Below are 22,892 nucleotides of genomic sequence, written 5' to 3'. Positions count from 1 at the left end.
AATTGAGCTAGCTGCCTTGGTTTGTTGAATTTTATATCGATTAATTTGGTTACAATTAAAACTTAGTCGTCATGACAAAACCATCATTTCCAGCTAGGGTAACTTTAGTTGTTTTACTCGCCACTATCTTCTCCATTTTTAAGCCTTTTACACCAGGACCTTGGCTAATCAAAGATAAGTTTTGACCATTTAGAAAACTCAAATCTAACTCGATGGACTTGGCTTTGTTCTCGCCATTAATTCCTGCTACGTACCAAGTATCGCCACTGCGCCTAGCAAATACAGCTAATTTACCTGGGTAGCCTGAAATAAATTTGGATTCATCCCAGCTAGCGGGCAATCTGCTTAATATATCTTTGGCAAAATAAGGTACAGATTTCATGCCTTGGGGTGTTTCGACTATATGTTGAATACCAGATACAAAAATAATAGCCTGTGCTAGTTGTAGTGCGTTAGTCGTTTTACGCTCAATGTTTGGAATAGGATTAAAAGTGGTTGGGGTATAGTCCATAGGGTCAAACAAGTTTCTTGTAAAAGGTAAAACACTAGAATGACTTGCGACTTTATCCGCAGAATCTTGGAAAAAAGTAACCATTTCAAAGCCTTTAACCGCTTCTGCTGTCATTAGATGCGGATAAGTTTTATGCAAGCCTCTTGGTAAAGTGGCGCCGTGAAAATTAACCAGTAATTCATATTGAGCAGCATCTTTTAAAATTTCATGATAGTAGGCAATCATGGATTGACCATCTCCGGCGAAGAAATCAATTTTAACGCCTTTAACCCCTAATTTTTTTAGCTGCGAGAAGGCTTGGTGGCGCAGTTCTGAGGTGAGCAATTGACCTTTAGGCGAATACTGAGTTTGATTCCATGAGCCAGAAGAGTTGTACCAGACTAAAACACCAACATTTTTACTTTGGCCATATTCAACTAGCTCTTTTAATTTCTCGAAGCCGATTTTTCTATCCCAGTCAGCATCTATTAAAGTATATTGCCAGTCCATATTTGCGGCATGATCGATAAATTCTTTTTGTACTTCGAAAATAGTAAAGTCGTCCTTTAATAAGCCCCAACTCCATGAAGAAACTCCCGGCTTAATAAAATCTGTATTCATTGTTATGCTTGGTTCGGCTAAATCTGTGCCTAAGGTTGACTCTGAAACCGTTTTTAAATCACCAATAGTTAGCACTCTCCATGGGCTTGAAAATGGGAGCTTGCCTTGAGCCAATCGCCCTGAATTTGTGAAAACTTCAGCTTGCATAGGTTGGCCTAGAGTATACTCCCCATTAGCTGAACTAGGTGCTAATCGCGAAGCATGGAAATTGGCTGAAATGCCTGCTTCCGTTAGTGCTAGCCAGTTTGATTGTGTTTTATATAAAGCAGGAAACACCCAACCCGCAGGCGACGGAGAGCTTTGGTCTACAGGTATGTCGATTTGGTAATGCTCTTCGTACGATGGATTTGTATTCGCCCAGCCTGTTTGAGCTTCGGCAATTGGTTGCAGCCAAGCTCGGCTGTCGTCCGGTAGATTAAAACTGGTTAACTCTTGAGAAAATTGAACTTGCTCACCATTACCAAGAGCTGTGTATTTAAACGCAACCCCATCATCAGATACTCTAAAGGTAACCTTTAATTTTTGTGCTGCTGAGTTCTGAAAAATAAAGCTTTTTTCATTAGCCTGATAACGAATGTTTTTTTGCTTAGCCGAATATAATTGGTAGCTTTCATCCACAAGTTTTGTTGATGAAGTCGACACGCTTTGTAGGTCTTGAGTGAGATCTCTATCAGTAAATACGAGCCCTAATTTAGAGCTTTCTAAAACCAGCTCTCCGTCTCTGCTTATCTGATATTCAATTTGCCCATTGTTATTGTGTACATGTACATTAATTTTTCCGTCTGGACTGGATAAGCTTTTATCTATGTTTAAAATTGAGCAGCTCGCCAGCGTTATCGTTAACGCTGGCAGTGTCAGTAAATATTTCATTTGTAGTACCTTGAGTGCAATTATTTATATTAGACGACTTGAGCAAGCCGCTTGGTTTTGTGATTAGTTTATTGTGCTGAGTTTGTAGATCATTTTTGAGTTATATTTTTGACCTGGTTTCAACACGGTAGAAGGAAAGTGCGCTTTATTCGGTGAATCTGGAAAATGTTGTGGTTCTAAACAAAACCCACTTCTTTGCTGGTAGCTTTGCCCTTTGCCTTTTGATTGACCATCCAAAAAGTTACCTGAATAGAATTGGATGCCAGGCTCAGTTGTAAAGACCTCTAAGACTCTGCCTGTCGTTGGCTCTACTACTTTAGCTGCCAATGCAAAATCGATTGTAGATTTTTTATTTAGAACATAGTTGTGATCAAAACCTAAACCGTATTTAAGCTGGGTATTTGAATCTTCGATATGCTGGCCGATAGGGGTTAATCGCTTAAAATCAAAAGGTGTATCCGCCACATCAATTAGTTTTCCGGTTGGGATTAAACCTGAATCAACTTCTGTTATCTGTTCGGCATCTATCATTAATTCATGCGATAAAATCTTGCCTTGTCCTGCTAGGTTAAAATAGGTATGTTGGGTTAGGTTGATTAAAGTGGCTTGGTCTGTGATAGCTTGGTACTGAATAACAAGCTCATTTTCTTGAGTCAGTAAGTAATCAACTTGAACAAAAACATTGCCTGGATAGCCTTGATCGCCATCTTCACTCAATAGTTGTAACTTTAATCCTTGTTGGCCATCTTTTACGTAAGGTGTGACTGACCAATTTTTTTTATCATAGCCGTTATACCCTCCATGGAGATGGTTTTCGCCATTATTGAGCTCAACTTGATAGCTTTTTCCTTCTAGTTCAAACTTACCTTGAGCAATGCGGTTACCAAAACGGCCGATTAGCGCGCCAAAAAAATTAACGTCTGTTAGATAATCGTCTAACTTGTCATATCCTAAAACAATATCACCCAGCTTACCTTGGTTATCAATAGCTCTAAACGATGTAATAATACCACCGTAGCTAATCACGTTTACCTCAGTACCTTGTTGATTAGTTAGTGTATATTGAGTGACTATTTCGCCATTTGCTAGCGTGCCATAATAAGTTTGTTTGACCATCTTGTTTGCCTAAAGCTATTGACTTGGGAATCTCAAATTTTAAAAATATAATATGATTAATTAATGTAATTTTTTGGTATCTAACCACAATCGTTTGTCTTGGAATGGGGTTTGCTCTGGAATTGACGGGTTTTCTATTTCAAATACTAATCTATGCTCAATATTTGCCTTTTCAATTACGTCTTGAATCATAGGGTTATTAAAGAAGTAATCATTAAAAGTACCGTCGTTGATTGCAGCATCTAGTCCACTATAAATAGCTTGGGCTAAGGCTTGGTTTTCTTTATTAACAAAAAAGTATGCCGGCATAGGGTATTTTACAAGTAGGTTTTTTTCTACGGTTAAAGGTAACTCGGGACGACTTGCAATTTCAGCCCAAGGTTCGTGAACTCCGCGAGGTAAATAATCGTAGCGTCCACCTTCTAGCATATGAAATAAATTCTCATAAGTTCTAGTGCCATACACTTTTATTCCTGCGCTGCGTAAAATGGCAGTATCAGCCCAGCTACGCTCTTGAGCGGCTGTTAGTGATTTCAGTTCAGATAAACTTTTTATTTGGTCAAACTTAGCTTGGTTGCCTTCTCGAATAATGAAAATTCTGTGTCCGAGTAAACCTTTATAAAGTGGGATCCTAATAGGCGTTAAGCTATTTTCTAGCTCTTTTGACGTGCCAGTCCAAGCTACATCTAGTTTATTTGTCTTGAGCTGTTCGATCATGCTTGTCTGAGGTATGTAGCGTTTACTTTCTTGAAATATATAGTCATTGCCTTTGTCATAACTAAGTGCCAGTTTTAATAACCCGAATTGGTAAGCCTCTTTTTCTCCCATCTCTGTCACTTTGTTGTGATTTATTATGATGCTGGCGCTAACACCACTTGAGAAAAGACAAAAATAAAAGAAGAAACTAATTAATCTAGCCATAACCACACCTCAAATTAACAATATAGTATTACTATATACTTGTGTGTATTCGGATACAAGTAGAACGTGTGGTTGTTATATGTACAAAAATTTATGAGTGGGGTGATTATACAAAGTTAAGCTTTGACCCTGTATTTGTAGTGCCTAAGTACAAATCAACTGGGTTATTAGATCGCAAAATTAAATGTGGCGAGCTTAGCTATTGCTAGCCAGTACTTGCAGTAATAGATGCTGCACTTGAATGGACGGATTCAAGTCGTACCAAAAATATCAACATAAATGTATTTGTTGAGACTCGTTATCACCTAAGTCAGGGCTAAATCCAATCAAAGTAATTATCTAAGAAGTCGCTAAAGTCAGCTCTTATTGGTATTCGTTGTATTAACTTAGGCTTACAGAAGATTTTGAGGGGCCAATTTGCTCTTATGTTCTTCGCAATAGTGTCAATTTTTTAGCATTTTTTTCGTTAGCTCAGTGATATATAAATATATAACTCGCGTTATTTGTTATTAACTTAATGAAAATTGAATGGATTTAAGAAAGAAAGTTTTTGATGAGCTATGTAATTTATTTAAATTCACTATAAATAATACTTAAAATTTTGAGTACTATTTTCTATTAAACCCGACAGCCCGCAAGCATTTAAGCCTAAATTAACATATAAGTTCTCACAATCTAACTATAATTAACAAAAAATTTACTAATGCAAAGTTATTGACACAGATTAAATAGTATTATTAAATTACCATATTGTGTTTTATAGATTAATTACAAACGCACATAGCATTTATCATCCAAATGACAAATGAAAAATATCTCAGTGAAAGAGGGTTCATTTAATGAAACTAAATAAAATAGCACTAGTTATAAGCAGTGTTTTAACCATTTCAGCTTGTGGCACAGATGATGGTGAATCACTATCAACCACTGTGGCGCCAAGTAATCCGGGTGTCGCAAACCCAAGCACCCAACCAAGTTCACCAAGCACAGAGCACTTGGATTCAGTTACAGGTGCAGCTAAATTTACAAATGTGGGTGTACACGATCCTTCTATTGTGAAGGCTAATGTTGAAGGTGTAGATACTTATTATATTTTTGGTTCGCATTTAGCCGCGGCTAAATCCACGGATTTAATGAACTGGGAAATGATTTCTAGTTTGTCGAATAATGCTAATGTAAATGAAAGTCCATTATTTGATTTTAACTACACAGGTGAATTTGCTGAAGGTATCGCATGGACAGACGGTTTTACTGGTAACTGGGCTGCCAATGTAATTAAAGCACCAAATGGTAAGTATTGGTTCTATTACAACCACTGTGCTCAAGACAATCCAGATACTGATGATAGGGATGAAGTGTGTTGGAACCGTTCATATTTAGGCTTAGCCGAAGCTAATTCAATTGAAGGACCATATGTAGATAAAGGTATTTTCTTACGCTCTGGTTACAGAAGTGTCCAAGAAAATATTTTAGACGGTGATGGTCATCCAATCCCGCAAACGGATTCCGATGGTAATGAATTAAAAGATGCGGATGGTAATACGCTTTATCAAACACAAACTGTATTCCCTGAATTTGCCGATTTTCCGCTTGATAATGATCAGGTTACTTGGAACGGAGCTGTCGATCCTAACGTTATCGACCCAACTGCCTTTTATGATAAAGAAGGCGGTTTATGGATGGTTTATGGTTCATACTCTGGTGGTATTTTTGTCTTAGAAATGGATGAAGCAACTGGTAAACCTGTTGTCGGTCAGGGTTACGGCAAGCACTTAGTCGGCGGTGATTTCCGTGCTATTGAAGGTCCGTACGTATTTTATAGTCCTGAAAGTGACTATTATTATTTAATGGTGTCAACCGCAGGGTTTGCATATGACGAAGGCTATAACATTCGTATTGCACGATCAAAAACACCAGATGGTCCATATTTAGATGCAGCGGGTAATGACATTGCGAGTGCTCCAGGATTAGACGTAGGTGTTAAATTAATGGGTGGTTTCGTTTATACCCAAGAAATTGCTGAAGAAGCTGAATCTTGGGGTTATAACGCGCCGGGTCATAATTCAGCCATTTATGATGAAGCAACAGGCCGTCATTTATTGGTAACTCATACTCGTTTTCCTCAATCTGCGACAGAGTTTCCAAATAACGCTAACGCTCATCAAGTGCGTGTACATGAAATGTTTGTCAATGAAGCGGGTTGGTTAGTCGCATCACCACAACGTTATGTACCTATTGATGGACCTAACCTAGTTAATTCAGAAGATGTCTTAGGTTATTACAAATTTATTAACCATGGTAGCGAAGTAAATAATGCTTCAACGCTATCAGGTCATATTGCCTTAAATGCGGATTATACGATAACAGGCAGCGAGACTGGTACTTGGTACATGTTAAATCAAGGGCAAGTAGCACTTGAACTTGAATCTGGAAAATACAATACAGTTGCTAAGTGGCAATGGGATGACCATCGTCAAGAGGTCGTCGCAACTCTTTCTGGCTTATCAAGTGCAAATGCAACCGTTTGGGCAAGCAAGGTTGATGATATTACTGCAACAGCAGAAGTGTTAGCAGATGTTGAACAAACGCTTGATTTACCAACAGAGCTAACAATAAACGAAGAAAGCTTTGTCATCCCTACTATTGGACGAAACGGAGCGAAAATCACATGGGAAAGTAGCGATGAGTATTACATTAGTAATGACGGTTCTATCTTTATCCCTACACCAGACCGTGGTGATCAAACGGTCAATTTAGTTGCCACTATCAGCTTAAATGGCCAAAGCACCACTAAATCTTTCACTGTTGATTTAAAAGCTCGTCCTGCTTTTAAAAATGCGGTGGCACATTATCAATTTGAAGACAACTTAAACGTTTCTTTGGGTAATTTTGCTGCAGCTAGCATGACTGGAGACAGAATTGACAATACAGGCGGAACAGAAGCTTATGTCGCTGGACAAAAAGGTGAAGCTGTATCTTTAGATGGTCTATCTGGTGTCAGATTGCCTGATGATTTAATTAACAGCTATCAATATACAATTTCATATTGGATTAATCCGACCGAAATTACTAATTTCTCAACCAGTTTCTTTGGTGCGCAAAATAATACAAATTGGTTAAGCTTTCTACCAGGCAACTGGGATGGTCAAACCATGTTATGGAGTGGTAGTGAGCAGTGGGTTGACTTAGTTTCAGGCATGACAATACCAACAGGTCAATGGAGTCATCTTGCTGCTACAGTAAATAATGGTGAAGCTAAGTTTTATATAAATGGTGAACTTAAAGCTAGCGCTAACAACTATAAAGATTTGTTTAGTACTGCTGGTAGCTACTTTGCATTAGGTGTTAACCATTGGGATTTGCCATTTAAAGGCGCTATTGATGAATTAATCATTTATGACTATGCGCTATCATCGTTAGACATTAACGGTGCAGCTAAAAATAACCTGACAGATCCAGACGATTTTGCAGACGTTATTAAAGCTGCATTAGATTTAGGCGATACCAGTGCGGTGCGTGATAGCTTTGATTTATTACGTGTAGGTCCGTTTGTTTCTGGTATTAGTTGGGTGTCTGATAACCCTGACTATCTTGAAGTTAGAAATGGTCGAGCCATAGTAACTCAACCAAGTGGTGAATTAGGTGACCAAGATGTGACTTTAACTGCAACTATCACCTTTAAGAAAACTGACGGTAGTTTTTACACAGATACAAAAGTATTTGATGTCACTATTAAATCACTTGCTCCAGCAGAATACAGTTTTGAAGGTGACTTAACTGCACTTAATGGTTCAGCTGAGGCTGGCACTGTTACGGGTGACCGTATTGATAATACAGATGGTGCTGTTTCATATGTTGAAGGCGTCAAGGGTAATGCTCTTCTACTCGATGGTACTTCTGGTGTGAGGTTACCAAATAATTTAATCACAACTTATGACTACGCTGTTTCTATGTGGTTAAAACCAAATGTAATCACGGATTACACTACTACCTTCTTCGGTGGAGTAAACACTTCTAGCTGGGTCAGTTTCGTACCTTCTGCTGGTGGTCCAACTCGTTTATGGTCTGGTACAGCTTGGTACGATGCGGAGCCAGGTGGCACTATTCCAGCTCAGGAATGGACACACGTCGCTTTCTCTGTAGCAAACGGTGAAGTGAAACTTTACTTAAATGGTGAGCTTAAATTTGACGGTGTTGGTTATCCAAATGTATTTGGCGCTGGTGGAACAACTTACTTTGGTTTGGGTGTCAACCATTGGGATGTGCCATTTAACGGTGCAATTGATGAATTGAAAATATTTGGTAATTCAATTTCTCAAGGCAAAGTTAGTGAGCTGTTTAATGAAGGCGAACTTACATCTAACGAATAGTCAGTAGTTAAGATTTTTGTAGAGGGAATTTTGTTCCCTCTCAATCAGAACAAATTTAAGCAGTCAGCTGTTTAAGCAAAATTAATATTATTAGGAGCTACAAATATGTACTCAAAATCAGCTATCGCCAGTGCAGTCTTTACAGCATTATTAACTCAGCCAGTGTTGGCTGCAGAGCAAGATACACAAGAAGATGTTGAAGTAATCCAAGTAAAAGGTATCAGAGGTAGTTTAAATCAAGCATTAAATAACAAACGTTTTAATACTCAAATTGTTGATTCAATTGTTGCTGAAGACATAGGTAAATTTCCAGATAATAATGTTGTAGAGGCCTTACAACGTGTAACTGGGGTTCAGGTAACTGGCCGTGGCGGCGGTGAAGCAAGTACAGTCTCGATTCGAGGTTTGAATGACGTTCATACTACAGTGAATGGCCGTGATGTATTTACCGGGACTGGTAGAGCGGTTGCGCTGCAGGATATTCCTGCCAGTTTGTTATCCAATGTTACCGTTTATAAAACACGTTCAGCATCTCAAACTGAAAGAGGTATTGCGGGCTCGATCGATATTGAAACTAACAGACCATTTAAGTTTTCGGGTTCTAAAGTTGTATTAGCTGCTCGTGGTATCTATGCAGACCAATCTAAAAAAATTGATCCTGCATTAAGTGCATTAGCAAGTAATCGTTGGGAAACGGATCTAGGTGAATTTGGTGCTTTAGTCAATGTTTCTTATGTTGAAACAAATTACCGCGATGATGGTTTAGTTGCTGGTGCAGCTTTTCCATTTTTTACGTCGGAAGCACCTTTTGGACACCAGCCTTATAAAATTATGAACTATAACGGTTCTAATGAGTTTTGGGATGCTGGTCGTGGCGCAACGAATGGATTACCCAGCGAAGCTGGTTCGACTTTATCTGTAGACGGGCAAGAAATTCCATATTACATAGCGCGTGATGCCGTATTTGGTACAGTCGGTGAAGCAAACCGTAAACGACCTGCAGCCAGTGTATCATTGCAATGGGCCGTAAATGATGAATTAGAATTATTAGCTGAAGGCTTTTACACGGGTTATCGTCAAGAATTACAAAATTCATTGTGGTTTACTAATGTTTTTGAAGAAGACGGTAATAATGGCAACTTGATTATTGATGCGCCTATATTAATAGAAGGCACAAACATTATTAAAGAGCGTCAAGTATATGCGCCAAATAGTTTTCAAAGTGGTGATGCAACAACAGGCAAAACAGACAGCTATTTATTTGCTTTAGGTGCCAAATGGATGCCGACATTAGATTTAACTATTAATGCTGAATTAATCGCGCAGAACAGTACCTTTGAGGGGGATTTTTTTGCGATGCGATTTGATCGTAAAGCATACGGCTTAGATGTGGATTTTAATCATAGTGGTGGTGTCCCAGGATTACATTTTTGGGATAACCCAGAAACGAGTATCGATGAATCAGATCTTGCAGATCCGGCTAACTGGAAAACAGGGACAGTATACGACAATGGTGGAAAGCAAGACGGTGATTCTATAACTCTGAAAGTTGATGGTGAATACTTTTTCAATAATATTATCGATAAAGTTAGGTTTGGTGTGAAACTTGAGCAACGTAATGCACTAAATTACCAAAGAGAGCAAAATAAAACTAAAGTATTACCTATACCGGATATGATCCAAGCCTTGACGGAAGAGGGTGTGGATAATGCTGGTGAATTTGTTAAGACTGTCGATGAATACATGTTTGGAACGGCTGATATTTTTGACAGTTATTCAGTTGCAAATGGTCTCTTCATGATAGATAACGCGGCTGCGGTTCGCTCAATTTATGAATACGAGAAAAACCAATATACGAATACATTCAATGTTTCAGAAGACTCAATGGCAGCCTATGTTACAGCTGATTATAAATTAGGTGACATTAATGGCGAAATTGGTGTTCGATATGTCAAGTACAAGCAAAATATGGAGTTTTTAGATTTTGATGATAACGACGGATATGGTGTAAGTGAACAAAGTGAGGTACTACCAAGTTTTACTTTAAACTGGAACATTACAGACGATCTCGTTGGTCGTGTTGCTTATACACAAACTTTGCGTATGCCAGAATATAATGCCTTAAGTCCTCTGCAGTTTTGGTTTGATCCACTCACTGAAGGTGTTACTTATGGAACAGGAAGCGGTGGTAATCCTGATCTGAGACCGACCAAATCAGCCAATTATGATCTTTCGTTAGAATGGTATTTTTCACCAGGTAGCTCTTTATACGGTGCTGTTTTCCAACGTGATATTGAAGGCTTAGTGATTGGTGGTAGAAAAGTCGTTCGCCGAGTTGGCAATGATGATGTGGAGCGTGACTATATTTTAAGTGCTCCTGTGAATGCGTCAGATGGTGAGTTATCTGGTTTGGAAATTGGTTTAGTTTATGTGCCTGAAAACCTACCTGAAACCTTAGACGGTATTGGTTTTCAAGCTAGTTATACTGAATTAGATTCATCTCAAACTGTGCAAGATTTTAATGAACTGGGCGAAGTAACAGCAGTTATTGACTCAAAAATGTCTGGCGTATCAGATTCATCTTATAGCTTAGTGGCTTTTTATGAGAAAGAAGATTTCGACATGCGTTTATCTTATGTTTGGCGTGAAGCTTTTTACAGTGGTGATGAGGGGCCTAATTTTGCCAATCCGATTCAATTCTGGAGTAAGCCTGAGCAAAGTTTAGACTTCCAGTTTAGTTATGATGTGTCAGATGAGTTAACCCTTACTTTTGATGCAACTAATATATTGGATGATAGGTTCCAGAATCATTACGGAAAAGGTAACGTTGATACCTTTAACTTTGCTACAAACATTTTCTCTCGCACATTTGCTTTAGGTGCTAGATATAGTTTTTAATATTGTTAATTAAAGCTGATATTTAAGAGATTAAACACAAAATCCGGTGGCTATAAGTCATCGGATTTTTTGTTTTTAGGATTTATAATTTAGTAGAGCTTTACTTCTACTATAAAGCTGGCTTCATCAGGAGATTAAATCATAGCTGATGGCTTGGCTAGAATTCAGGGTTTAGAAAGTTAAAGCATTGACTAGTTAACCATAAACTTTCTTTTGCTAGATTAATCTGACTAAGAGATTCTAGCTATAGTATGTAAAATGTGATATTTATATTATTTATTCGTTTTTAACGCTTTATTGTTGTATATTTGTAAACATCTTTTATTATTGAAGCATAATAAAAATTAATAACCCAAGTTATTAAAGATTTATCTTAGCTTATTGGTAACGGGATTCAAATGCACAACATAGATTGGTCTTCACTTGCTGAGACAATTAACCCATCCACTTTGCCATTCATTAATGGTCGACACTATCAGCCTAAATCAGATAGATGCATAGTTAAAAATAGTCCGATTGATAATCGAGTTCTCCCTAGTATTCCTATTTGCAATCGTTCAGATGTCGATATTGCAGTTGCCGCTGCTCGTGGATCTTTTAATCGTGGCGTTTGGTCGCAATTGCCGATTAATGAGCGAAAATCGATTTTATTTAAATTTGCCAATTTAATTGAAGCGCATATAGCCGATCTTGCGATTTTAGATTGTCTTGAGATGGGTAAATCAATAGAAAATTTAGTATATGATGACGTGCCAGTTGCTGCACAGAGTATCAGGTGGTTTGGTGAAGCAATTGATAAAGTTTATAATAATTGTTCTCCGCTTAATGAAAACTCGTTAGGTATTATTACCCACGAACCTTTAGGGGTTGTGTCTGCAATTGTGCCTTGGAATTATCCTATGATAATGACGGCTTGGAAAATTGGTCCGGCATTAGCTATGGGTAATTCTGTGATATTAAAACCTGCAGAGCAGTCAAGCTTATCCGCAATTAAGCTCGCTGAATTAGCACTGGAAGCTGGTATACCTGCAGGTGTACTCAATGTTGTCACAGGCGATTCAGAAACGGGTCAGGCTTTAGCTCAGCATATGGATGTTGACGGGGTCTTTTTTACCGGCTCCACGCAAGTTGGCAAGTTAATTATGCAGTATGCTGGTCAATCTAATTTGAAACGAATTGCGTTAGAATGTAGTGGTAAAAGTCCATTTGTCGTATTAGATTCTTGCAAGCAATTGCCTTTTGCGGCCCAAACTCTAGCTAGACACTTGTTTTTTAATCAAGGCCAAATTTGCTCGGCGGCCTCCAGACTCATAATTGATGAATCCTTAGCTGCAGATTTTATCCCTTTGCTGCTCGAGCAAGCGCAAATTTACCAGCCTAGCAATCCATTAGATATTAATAGTCGAGTAGGTGCTTCTTTTTGCCACAAACATTTAGAAACAGTTGATAAATTGGTAAAAAATGCCCAAGCTGATGGTGCAAAACTAATTTGTGGGGGGCATAAGTTAGAGACAGTTAAAGGCGGTGCTTACTATGCGCCGACTATTCTAACTAATGTAACCAACGATATGGAAATTGCTCAAGCCGAAATTTTTGGCCCTGTGTTATCTGTGATTACAGTGAAATCAGAAGCAGAGGCAGTTGAAATCGCCAATGAAACACCTTTCGGTTTAGCTGCTGGGGTTTGGACTGATGATTTTTCGACTGCTCACAGAGTATCTAGACAGCTCAAGGCTGGCAGTGTGCATGTTAATTCTTGGGGTGAAGATGATGCGACAGCACCTTTTGGTGGTATTAAACAATCAGGGGTAGGAAAAGATAAGTCAGTTTGGGCGTTACAGCAATACGCTAATATGAAGAACACTTGGTTTAAATTTTAGCCGTATTAGCTTATTTCCAGCTGATCATCTCAATTTATATTGATTTAGCTCTATGTAAACAAAGGCTCTATATTGAATAGAGCCTTTGTTATTTAAGAAGAGAAGCAAGTTATTTCACTGGTTCTGTTATACCTTCTGTGGTCATTATGATTCTTTGAATGCTACCATCTGGGTTGTATTTCATTTCTTCTACGGCAACTGATCGTCTGAATCGACCTCCACTTTCTTGCCCTGGTTTAGGTGGTAAACCGCCGGTATGATAGAAGAAATAATCTTTCCCTTTAAACTCAATAATCGATTGATGATTGGTTTCACTGTTACCTGCTAATTCGTTCAGTACGCCTTTGAACTCCCAAGGACCATGTATGCTTTTGCTCATCGCGTAACAAATTTTTTCAGGGAACTCACAAGCATAAGAGAGGTAGTAATTATCATTTTTTTTATGTACCCAAGCTGCTTCTGTGTAGTTTGGCACATCAATTACTTTGATTGGGCCATCAAGCTCGATCAAATTATCTTTTAGTTTTACATATTTAGGAACCAAGTTACCAAAGAACATGTAGACATCGCCATTTTCTTCAATATGAATCGCTGGATCAATATCGTCCCAGTCATTTGGCGTATGTTTTGTCATATCATCTGTGACGAGTGCTTTGCCTATTGCATCTTTAAATGGGCCGAGCGGGTTGTCTGAAACGCCAACACCTATCGCAAATCCAGGCTTGTCATCTTTATGTCGAACTGTTGTGTAAAAGTAGAATTTTCCATCTCGCTCAATCATGTGAGCAGCCCAAGCTGAACCTTTTGCCCATTTAAAATCGTCAGCACGCATAATTGGACCATGTTGTGTCCAATTCACCATATCTTTCGAGGTAAAGACCAACCAATCATGCATTTGAAAGAAGACGTTATTGCTAGGTGATTCATCATGGCCAGTATACAAATACACAGTGTCATTATGTACAAATGCAGCCGGATCTGCTGTAAAAACGTTATCTATAATCGGGTTTTTAGCAATTGATAAGCCCGAAGTCAGAATTAGCGCAGCGGTTAAAGTCGATTTTATTAATTTCATATAGCACCTTGTTGTATTACTAATGTATAATAGTATTATTATATTCTTTTTGCTGCTTGTAAATATTTTGAAACTAAATTTTTACTATTTATTATCATAATATTGCTTTTATACTTGCAATAGTAATACAATATGTATTAATTTAAATTGTTACACATCAGGCTAAATTTTAGATTAGTCTTATTATTAACTCATAAGTTGCTTTAATTTTAATGTGGTTTGTTACTTAGGTTCTTATATGAAATCAGCAAAGTTAAGTTTGTTAGAAAAAATAGGGTACGGCTCAGGAGACATGTCGGTTAATGTTGTTATCTCTTCAATGTTTTTGATAATGACTTTTTTTTACACTGATGTATTTGGTTTAAAACCAGAAGATATGGCTTTAATGTTTTTACTCGTCCGGTTAATTGATGGGGTAACCGATCCATTAATGGGGTTATTAACAGATAAAACCACAAGTCGTTGGGGCAGGTATCGTCCGTATTTCTTATTCTTATCTATTCCTTTTGGCATTTCAGTCTTTTTAACTTTTAGTACGCCTGATTTTGATTACAACATGAAGTTAGTGTGGGCATATTCCACTTATATCTTTGTGACCCTGATGTTTACCGGAGTGACGATCCCCTATATTTCGTTAATTGGGGTGATGACAGATGATCCTAAAGAGCGCTTATCAGCAAATGGATATCGTTTATTTTGTGCCAAAATTGCTGCTTTCTTAGTTACCATTATCGTGCCTCAATTAGCCAATGCCGATATTTGGCAAGGTGATGTGGCGGCTGGTTACCAAGCCGCTATGGGCGTAATGGCACTTATCGGTGCTGGTTTATTACTTTTTTGTTTTGCGACAACTAAAGAGCGAATCGCTCATACGGTTGATTCAAGACACCTTTTTACTCAATTTAAAGTGTTATTTAAAAATGATCAGTGGCTTATTTTAGCTTCGGTTTGTTTTTTGGGCACTATAGGTTATGCCGTCCGTTCCGCGGTTGCGCTTTATTATGCTAAATACTTTTTAGGGGGAGATGCTGCATTTCAGTCGTTATTTCTATCTGTATCAGTGGGGGCCGCTATTCTAGCTATGGTTGCTTCAACTTGGATCACTAAGGTTTATTGCAAAGTTAATCTTTTCCGCATTTCGCAAATTTTAGTCGGTGTTGTTAGCGTTTTAATGTTTTTCACGGTTTCGCCAGGCGATCAAATTTTAGCGCTTGTTTTTTACTTCGCAATTTCCTTTATTGTTGATTTACATGCCCCGGTCTTTTGGTCCGCTATTTCAGAGTCTGTCGATTATGGTGAGTACAAAAATAAAGACAGAGTATCAGGCGTTGCTTATGGTGGTATTACGTTTTTCCAAAAAGCAGGTATGGGTATTGCGGGCTGGTTAGTCGGTATTTTGCTCGCCTTTTATGGTTATGTTCCAGATCAAGCGCAAACAGCAGAGTCGTTGTTTGGTATTGCGTTAATGCTTTGTATTGTACCTGCATTGTTTCACAGTTTAGTCGGCATGCTTATGTATAAGTATGTCATCACAGATGATTACTACAATAAAATGAAATCATCTTTAAAACCTTTAGCATCAAGCGAGACTTCGGCTTGAAGGCGCGTTTAATTGTTGTATTTATTTTGGAGTTTTTATGAGTGCTATTAAGCCGCTGATACCACAAAGAGCAGATCCTTTTATTTATAAGCATACAGATGGTTATTATTATTTCACGGCTTCTGTACCTGAGTATGATCGCATTGAGTTGCGTAAAGCTAAGACGATTAAAGCGTTAAGTTCAGCCGAAACTGTGTCTGTATGGCACAAGCCGGAAACAGGTCCCTATTCTGAATTAATTTGGGCACCCGAGATTCATTTTGTCCGTGGTGCTTGGTATGTCTATTTTGCAGCTGCGCCAACGCGGGAAATTAAAGACGAATTATTCCAGCATAGAATGTACGTTATTAGTTGCCACGATGCCGATCCTTTATCTGGAAACTGGCATTTTGATGGCCAGATTGAAACAGGGATGGATACTTTTTGTTTGGACGCGACCGTTTTCGAACATAAGGGTATATTATATTACTTATGGGCGCAGAAACAGAATGATATTCAGGGTAACTCAAACCTTTATATTGCTGAAATGAAGTCTCCTACTGAAATTAAAGGTGAGCCTGTTATCTTGACTAAGCCTGAGTTTGATTGGGAAATCCGAGGCTTTTGGGTCAACGAAGGTCCTGCTGTACTACATAAAAACGGAAAAATTTATGTCACTTACTCAGCAAGTGCGACAGATGAAAACTATTGTATGGGTTTGTTATCAATAGACGATCAAGCCGATTTATTGGTTACAGATAATTGGCACAAAGCAGACCAGCCTGTGTTTATGACGAATGAAGCAGCTAAAATGTTTGGCCCTGGACACAATAGTTTTACTCAGTCCGAAGAAGGTGAAGATTTACTGGTCTATCATGCGCGTAATTACACAGAAATTGAAGGCGATCCTTTATGGAATCCAGACCGCCATACATTTGTTAAAAAATTAAATTGGGATCAACAAGGCAACCCTGTATTTGGGACCCCTGCTGATATTCAAGATATTATTTCTGCTTGAGTTAAATTATGAAGATACTTTCTAACCTAGTGAAACTGAGCAAAATCGCTGGTTTAATGACAGGACTGGCGATAGGACAAGTCTGTGCCCAACCGCAGATAAGCTTATTTTCACTCAATCAGGTTGAAATTAAAGACGGCCCTTTTTTACACGCTCAGCAAGTAAATATTAATTACTTATTAGAACTTGACGCGGATAAATTACTCGCCCCATACCGACGAGAGGCGGGTTTAGATGCCATTAGTGATAGCTATGGTAATTGGGAAAATACTGGGTTAGATGGTCATATTGCAGGTCATTATATAACAGCATTAAGCTTAAGTTATGCATCGAGTAAAGATATTCGTTTATTAAAACGACTGCAATATATGCTTGCGCAGTTACAACTCGTTCAAGATGCGAACGGCGATGGCTACCTGGGCGGTATTCCAAGTGGTGAAAAAATGTGGAATCAGGTCGGTACAGGTAAGATAGATGCCGATCTATTTTCTATGAATAAAACCTGGGTGCCTTGGTACAATTTACATAAGATGTTTGCAGGGTTAAAAGATGCTTATGTGATTGCTGGCCAGCATAATGCGAAGGAAATCTTGCTGGATTATGGTGACTGGGTTAAGTATCTGGTTAAAAATTTAAGCCATGGACAAATTCAAAAAATGTTGATTACAGAACACGGCGGTATGAACGAAGTGTTTGTTGATATGGCTGAAATAAGTGGTGATCAAGAATATTTACAATTAGCTAAGTCATTTTCTCAGGATGCTATTTTAAATCCTTTATTGAAATCTGAAGATAGATTAAATGGTTTACATGCTAATACTCAAATTCCCAAAATAGTGGGTTTTAAACGTTATGCTGATGCTACAGGGAATAAAGAGTGGAATGCAGCCGCTGAATTTTTTTGGCAACGTGTGGTTAATCATAGAAGCACAGCGATAGGTGGTAACAGCATTAAAGAACATTTTCATGCCATTGAAGACTTTGAATCTATGGTCAAAGATGTTGAAGGTCCAGAAACCTGCAATACCTACAATATGCTTAAGCTGTCGAAAATGTTATATCTTACGAGCGCAGAAACTCAATATTTAGATTACTATGAGCGAGCTTTATATAACCATATTTTAGCTTCACAACATCCTGAGCATGGTGGTTTAGTTTATTTCACATCTATGCGTGCGGGACATTATCGTAAATACTCATCTGTTCATGATTCTATGTGGTGCTGCGTTGGTTCTGGCATTGAAAACCATGGTAAGTATGGTGAACTAATTTACGCCCAAGATGCTAATGATAATTTATATGTGAACTTGTTTATTGCGTCTAAATTAGAAGTCATTAATAAGAAAATTACCTTAGAGCAAGACACCTTGTTTCCGGAAGAAGAAACTTCTGTGATTCGGGTTAAAGGTGAAGGTCAATTCTCACTCAATATTAGACGACCAAAATGGTTAGCAGATAGAAAATTTAACATTAGTGTTAATGGCAAATTTGTAAAAGATAGTACCAAAAACAAAACCTACTTTAGTATTAAGCGTAAGTGGCACCATGGTGATCTTGTTAAAATTAGCTTACCAATGGCGACAAAAGCAGAAGCCTTGCCTAGCCAAGCTAAACACTATGCAATAGTACATGGGCCGATTGTTTTGGCGGCAAAAGTAAATCCATTCCCAAATGAGAAGCTTAATTTTATTGGTGATGACAGTAGGATGGGACATATTGCGAGTGGGCAAGTTTGTCCACCAGAAGCCTTGCCAGTGATGTTAGATAACCCAGATGAATTTATTCGTAAATTAAAACCTGTTGCAGGTCAGGCTTTGACTTATATTGCAGACGAACAGGTTTCAAATCCTTTATCAGAACCGGTTAAATTAGTACCTTTTTATAAATTGCATGACAGCCGCTACCAAGTGTATTGGCCAAATGCCACGCAGGCAGAGTTAGCCGCATTTAGGCAGCAAGAAGCGTTGAAGGCGGCTAAGTTAGCTGCGATTGAAAAATTAACGATTGATAAGGTAGCCCCAGGCGAACAACAGCCGGAATCTGATCATTTTTATCAAGGTGAAAATAGCGAAGCAGGTGTTCATATGGGGCGTCATTGGCGTCATACACGTGCCTGGTTTAGTTATGAGCTTAATGATGAACAGCAGCGAGCTAAAATATTAAGAATTAGTTATTTTGGTTTAGATAATGGCCGTTATTTTACTATTCTTTTAAATGGTAACAAAATTGCGGATGTTGAATTAAAGGGCGATAAAGGGAATCAATTTTTTGATCTAGATTACTCAATCCCTAGTTCAGTCATTAATTCATCTAATGGCAAACTGACACTTAAATTTATCGCTAAGCCAGGATCTGTGGCGGGTGGTATTTATGGTGTTAGGCTAATGAGCGCAGCAAAATAGCAGCAAGGTATCGCCAAGTGATTAATCTCAATAGTAAGCATAGCGAATTAACCAGAATAGAGAAAATAGCCTACGGAGCAGGTGATTTCTCTATTAATATTGCTTACGCATCTATGATGTTGTTAATTACTTATTTTTACACTGATATCTTTGGTCTAGATCCAATTGATTTAGGCCTGATGTTTGTCATTATTCGCAGTATAGATGCTATGTTAACCCCTTTTATGGGACGCCTTACAGATATTTACACATCACAATGGGGCCGATATCGTCACTATTTCTTATTTCTTTCGATACCTTTTGGTTTGTCTATTGTCCTCACTTTTACGACACCTGATTTAACTTACTCGAGTAAATTGTTGTATGCATACTGTAGTTATGGTTTTTTCTCATTAATGTTTACGGCTGTGACCATTCCTTACATATCAATATTGAGTGTGATGACAGATTGCCGTAAGGCCCGTTTATCTGCCAGTGGCTACCGATTGTTTATGGCTAAAATTGCGGCCTTTTCAGTTGTGCTGCTAGTGCCTGTCATTACTAGTATTGAATATTGGCACGGCGATATCAAGATTGGCTACCAAGCCATTATGGCTTGTATGGCAGTGATTGCGGTAATAGGTTTGTTATTGTGTTTTTCTAAGGTTAAAGAGCGAGTTCATTATCCAGATAATAATTTAAGCTTACTCCAGCAAATAAAGATTATCGTAAAAAACAAACTGATTCTGCTGCTCTCGGCTAGCTGTATTATTAGCACTATGGGCTTTATGATCCGCGGTGCGCTAGCTATCTATTTTGCTAAATACTATCTTAATTTAGGCTCAACCGGCCAATCTTTATTTTTAGCAACTAATGTCATAGCTTCTATATTAGCTATGATCGCCTCTACTTATATTACTAAACGCTTTTCTAAAATTGGTTTATTTTACAAAAGCCAGCTGTTAGCTGGGGTTGTTAGTTTACTCTTATTTTTTGTGGTCACCCCAGATGGTATTGTTTTAGCTTTTTTCATGTTTTTTGTTTTAAGTTTTGTGGTTGATTTACATGCGCCAGTATTTTGGGCATCGATCGCGGATGCGGTTGATTATGGCGAAGCGACAACAGGGCACAGGCTAACCGGTTTTTCATATTGCTTAATATCTATGAGCCAAAAAATAGCCATAGGCTTATCTGGTGCCTTGGTCGGGTGGAGTTTAACGGCTTTTGGCTATGATGCGAATAACGAATTGAAAAACCCCGAGACAGCTCAGGGTATACTGGTGCTATTTGCTGTTGTACCAGCTTTATTTCATATCTGTGTTGGCTTGATTATGAAAAAATATAAATATGTTAAGCAAACCTCGACAGGTATCACACAAAGCTACAGGGGGAATACCAAGCTTGAAAAAATTTAGCCTTGGCTAATTGCTTGTTTTGCACCTTCGTCTGTTACATTTAGTAAAGATAGCATTTCAAAATTAGCTCGTTCAGGGCTTCTTGATTTTATACCTAAGTAAACCGCTTTATGCATAGGAAGTGATGCTTTCCAATATTCTTCACCTCTATTTGTCGTAATTTCAAATGAACGATATAGCGCTTCAGCCAGCATAGTGCCAAACGAATCCATTAGAGAGTTACCAGAGGCCGCTAAAATAGACTGATGGAACATTACATCAGAGAGCAGTGTGTCTCTTGTACCATATTCAGCAGCTTCCATTTGTTCGTAAGCTTCACCTATTTTTGCAATTTCTTCGTCAGTTGCATTCTTGGCTGCTAATAAAGCCGCACGTGGCTCAATTGCTTGGCGAAGTTGAAATAAATCTTCTAACACTTCCTTGCCCATACTGCTTTCGAAGCACCAGTTTAAGACGTCAGGATCTAGCATGTTCCAAAATCTTTTGGCGCTTACTTTAGTACCTGTTTTCGGCTTTGACTCAATTAACCCTTTAGCTGACAGTAATTTAAACGCTTCACGTAATGCTGTTCGAGAAATGTCGAACTCTTCCATTATTTTAGCTTCTTGAGGCAAGTTCATCCCTTGCGTATAAAAACCGCAAACAATTCTTTCACCAAGCGTATTTGCAACTTGGCCATAGAGGTTTCTCTTATTAATTGTTCTTTTGTTTTCTAACATTTTTACCTCATAAATTTATGCATTATGATTAATACAATTACTCATTTTTGTTAAATGTTATAGTAATATTAAAATATAGCATTTATTATGTGTTAAGTGTAATTTCGCATGATTATACTGTTTTTTTTTAAGTTATGAATAGTATCGGTGCTTATATATTGTTAATTTATGTACTTGGTATTTGTCAGTATTGAATATAACTGGCTATTTATGCTGAGGTTGGACTGTCTGGAAACACTTTTGCTTGGCAAATTTAACAAAGTTAGTGTCTTCTAATGACACTGAAGGTCACAGTTGGAGTTTAGCTAAAAGTAATATGTTAATTGGATTGACGCTATTCCACTTAAGTTAATTAAGTCCTGCTATTTAGAATATTTTCCTCTCATGACACCATCTAACTTAAATCCCATGTTACACATCATTAAATCTCTAAGATCGTAAGCGTGATCAGGCGTTATTTCACTAAAAATACCTTTATCTTCAACATGCCCCATAGGTTCACCTTGTTCTTTAAAAACAAAATAATTGAAGAGGGATTGCCATTGTTGCCTTTCTTTAGCTGGCAAGTGAGATATTGTATAAAGGCCATGTAGTAGCGAGTTTAAAGGACACTCTAGTTTATTAGGATTGGCGTTCCAAAAATAATTAATCATTAAACAAAAATCGCCCTGAGACCTGACATTATGCCACCAAAGGTTAGGTACAAATAACGCGTCGCCAGCTTCTAACTCTGCTATTTTTGCGTGTTTAAGCGCCTCTTTATATTTAGGGTGCTTCTCAAAGTCTGGGTTATCTATATCGACTAAACTCATAGGTGCACCCGCAATCGTTTGGTTGAAAGGGGCTGGGTATAAATTTTCGATTTGTTCTATTGGGAAAAAAGTAAAAGTTCGCTTACCTGAAACAACACAAGCAATGTTGTCTGTTAAATCTAAGTGTGTGGAAATGGTCGCTGAATTCCCAACCCAGATTCGAGGTTCCATCTCCGAGTTGTTTAATAAAAATTCGAGAGGATGATCCAAATCAAATGAAGGGAAATGCGGTTTAATTAATTCACCACCGACATAAGCAGTTTTATCTGTTTTTATATCTTTTCCGTTAAGTAAAATCCTTTGTAAGGCTTCACGTAAAGGCTCTTGAATTTTTATAAAATTGGTGTCGTTTTGTGCATTGCCAAAAAAGTACCTTCCATTTTCGTTACAGTTTGCTTCAAAGGTTGCGACTGTTTTTGTATTCGAATTTAGGCGCTTATCTAGATACTTAATTAAATCATCTTGGCTTTTATTAGCATGCTGCCAAAGTGGCCAATTTTTTATTCCGCCTTTTATGATGGCAGGTTCGTGCAATGGAATGATTTCTTGATTAAATATTTTAGGTGTTACATTCTTCCATGTAGAAACAAACATACAATATCTTGTTGACTGTTGACAATATGAGAATGATACCTAGTTAGGTTTAATTTTTCTAGCTCTGAGTTTAAATAAACTTGTTTGTATTTTAGCCACAGGGTGTTTCAAGCAGCTGGGGTATAGGGTTATT

At 38.0% G+C, this 22,892-nt stretch carries 13 protein-coding genes; 7 read left to right on the top strand and 6 right to left on the bottom strand.

Going from position 1 to position 22,892, the window contains the following annotated elements:
* Positions 1–55 precede the first annotated feature (55 nt).
* The 3 genes from XM47_RS15330 to XM47_RS15320 all read right to left on the bottom strand — a co-directional run bounded on the left by XM47_RS15330 (position 56) and on the right by XM47_RS15320 (position 4,018).
* Complete coding sequence (locus tag XM47_RS15330) at positions 56–1,981, bottom strand: glycoside hydrolase family 97 protein (RefSeq protein ID WP_048694418.1); 1,926 nt, start codon at positions 1,979–1,981, stop codon at positions 56–58.
* Positions 1,982–2,044: 63 nt separating this feature from the next.
* A complete protein-coding gene (locus XM47_RS15325; RefSeq protein WP_048694415.1) occupies positions 2,045–3,097 on the bottom strand; it encodes an aldose epimerase family protein in 1,053 nt (350 codons plus the stop codon).
* 60 nt (positions 3,098–3,157) lie between these two features.
* Positions 3,158–4,018: a substrate-binding periplasmic protein gene (locus XM47_RS15320; protein ID WP_078061932.1), complete on the bottom strand. Its 861-nt coding sequence runs from the start codon at positions 4,016–4,018 to the stop codon at positions 3,158–3,160.
* An 839-nt stretch (positions 4,019–4,857) separates the two neighbouring features.
* Between XM47_RS15320 and XM47_RS15315 the strand changes: the two genes are divergently transcribed.
* From XM47_RS15315 to XM47_RS15305, 3 genes are all read left to right on the top strand, one after another.
* Positions 4,858–8,388: a LamG-like jellyroll fold domain-containing protein gene (locus XM47_RS15315; protein WP_048694413.1), complete on the top strand. Its 3,531-nt coding sequence runs from the start codon at positions 4,858–4,860 to the stop codon at positions 8,386–8,388.
* A 105-nt stretch (positions 8,389–8,493) separates the two neighbouring features.
* Positions 8,494–11,286, top strand: a complete 2,793-nt coding sequence (locus XM47_RS15310) for a TonB-dependent receptor (protein WP_048694410.1) — start codon at positions 8,494–8,496, stop codon at positions 11,284–11,286.
* A gap of 398 nt (positions 11,287–11,684) precedes the next feature.
* A complete protein-coding gene (locus XM47_RS15305) occupies positions 11,685–13,166 on the top strand; it encodes an aldehyde dehydrogenase family protein (protein ID WP_053084586.1) in 1,482 nt (493 codons plus the stop codon).
* Positions 13,167–13,275: 109 nt separating this feature from the next.
* Here XM47_RS15305 and XM47_RS15300 read toward each other — a convergent pair whose 3' ends face one another.
* Positions 13,276–14,241, bottom strand: coding sequence for a glycoside hydrolase family 43 protein (locus XM47_RS15300; protein WP_048694408.1), 966 nt, complete (start codon positions 14,239–14,241; stop codon positions 13,276–13,278).
* A gap of 238 nt (positions 14,242–14,479) precedes the next feature.
* Here XM47_RS15300 and XM47_RS15295 point away from each other — a divergent pair, with 238 nt between their 5' ends.
* The 4 genes from XM47_RS15295 to XM47_RS15280 are packed head-to-tail and all read left to right on the top strand — an operon-like array spanning position 14,480 to position 20,634.
* Entirely contained in the window at positions 14,480–15,841 is a 1,362-nt protein-coding gene (locus tag XM47_RS15295) for an MFS transporter (protein WP_048694405.1), read from the top strand.
* A 37-nt stretch (positions 15,842–15,878) separates the two neighbouring features.
* Positions 15,879–16,838, top strand: a complete 960-nt coding sequence (locus XM47_RS15290; RefSeq protein WP_048694402.1) for a glycoside hydrolase family 43 protein — start codon at positions 15,879–15,881, stop codon at positions 16,836–16,838.
* Between the two features lie 8 nt (positions 16,839–16,846).
* Positions 16,847–19,240: a glycoside hydrolase family 127 protein gene (locus XM47_RS15285; RefSeq protein WP_078061931.1), complete on the top strand. Its 2,394-nt coding sequence runs from the start codon at positions 16,847–16,849 to the stop codon at positions 19,238–19,240.
* Positions 19,241–19,257: 17 nt separating this feature from the next.
* Complete coding sequence (locus XM47_RS15280; protein ID WP_053084585.1) at positions 19,258–20,634, top strand: MFS transporter; 1,377 nt, start codon at positions 19,258–19,260, stop codon at positions 20,632–20,634.
* Here the strand turns inward: XM47_RS15280 and XM47_RS15275 are convergent.
* Both XM47_RS15275 and XM47_RS15270 read right to left on the bottom strand, forming a co-directional pair.
* Complete coding sequence (locus XM47_RS15275; RefSeq protein ID WP_048694399.1) at positions 20,631–21,353, bottom strand: FadR/GntR family transcriptional regulator; 723 nt, start codon at positions 21,351–21,353, stop codon at positions 20,631–20,633. The two genes, XM47_RS15280 and XM47_RS15275, sit on opposite strands and share 4 nt — an antisense overlap.
* Before the next feature lie 362 nt (positions 21,354–21,715).
* A complete protein-coding gene (locus XM47_RS15270) occupies positions 21,716–22,759 on the bottom strand; it encodes a cupin-like domain-containing protein (RefSeq protein WP_048694396.1) in 1,044 nt (347 codons plus the stop codon).
* Between the last annotated feature and the right edge of the window lie 133 nt (positions 22,760–22,892).

This window comes from Catenovulum maritimum, from assembly GCF_001050375.1.
GTDB classification, from domain to species: Bacteria; Pseudomonadota; Gammaproteobacteria; order Enterobacterales; family Alteromonadaceae; genus Catenovulum; species Catenovulum maritimum.
The sequence above is the reverse complement of the archived record's forward strand: the minus strand, read 5'-3'. Positions and strand labels throughout refer to the sequence as shown.

What these genes read in the sequence shown, in the direction of transcription:
- XM47_RS15330 (WP_048694418.1), bottom strand. Translation starts at nt 1,981, where the DNA reads ATGAAATATTTACTGACACTGCCAGCGTTAACGATAACGCTGGCGAGC.
- XM47_RS15325 (WP_048694415.1), bottom strand. Translation starts at nt 3,097, where the DNA reads ATGGTCAAACAAACTTATTATGGCACGCTAGCAAATGGCGAAATAGTC.
- XM47_RS15320 (WP_078061932.1), bottom strand. Translation starts at nt 4,018, where the DNA reads ATGGCTAGATTAATTAGTTTCTTCTTTTATTTTTGTCTTTTCTCAAGT.
- XM47_RS15315 (WP_048694413.1), top strand. Translation starts at nt 4,858, where the DNA reads ATGAAACTAAATAAAATAGCACTAGTTATAAGCAGTGTTTTAACCATT.
- XM47_RS15310 (WP_048694410.1), top strand. Translation starts at nt 8,494, where the DNA reads ATGTACTCAAAATCAGCTATCGCCAGTGCAGTCTTTACAGCATTATTA.
- XM47_RS15305 (WP_053084586.1), top strand. Translation starts at nt 11,685, where the DNA reads ATGCACAACATAGATTGGTCTTCACTTGCTGAGACAATTAACCCATCC.
- XM47_RS15300 (WP_048694408.1), bottom strand. Translation starts at nt 14,241, where the DNA reads ATGAAATTAATAAAATCGACTTTAACCGCTGCGCTAATTCTGACTTCG.
- XM47_RS15295 (WP_048694405.1), top strand. Translation starts at nt 14,480, where the DNA reads ATGAAATCAGCAAAGTTAAGTTTGTTAGAAAAAATAGGGTACGGCTCA.
- XM47_RS15290 (WP_048694402.1), top strand. Translation starts at nt 15,879, where the DNA reads ATGAGTGCTATTAAGCCGCTGATACCACAAAGAGCAGATCCTTTTATT.
- XM47_RS15285 (WP_078061931.1), top strand. Translation starts at nt 16,847, where the DNA reads ATGAAGATACTTTCTAACCTAGTGAAACTGAGCAAAATCGCTGGTTTA.
- XM47_RS15275 (WP_048694399.1), bottom strand. Translation starts at nt 21,353, where the DNA reads ATGTTAGAAAACAAAAGAACAATTAATAAGAGAAACCTCTATGGCCAA.
- XM47_RS15270 (WP_048694396.1), bottom strand. Translation starts at nt 22,759, where the DNA reads ATGTTTGTTTCTACATGGAAGAATGTAACACCTAAAATATTTAATCAA.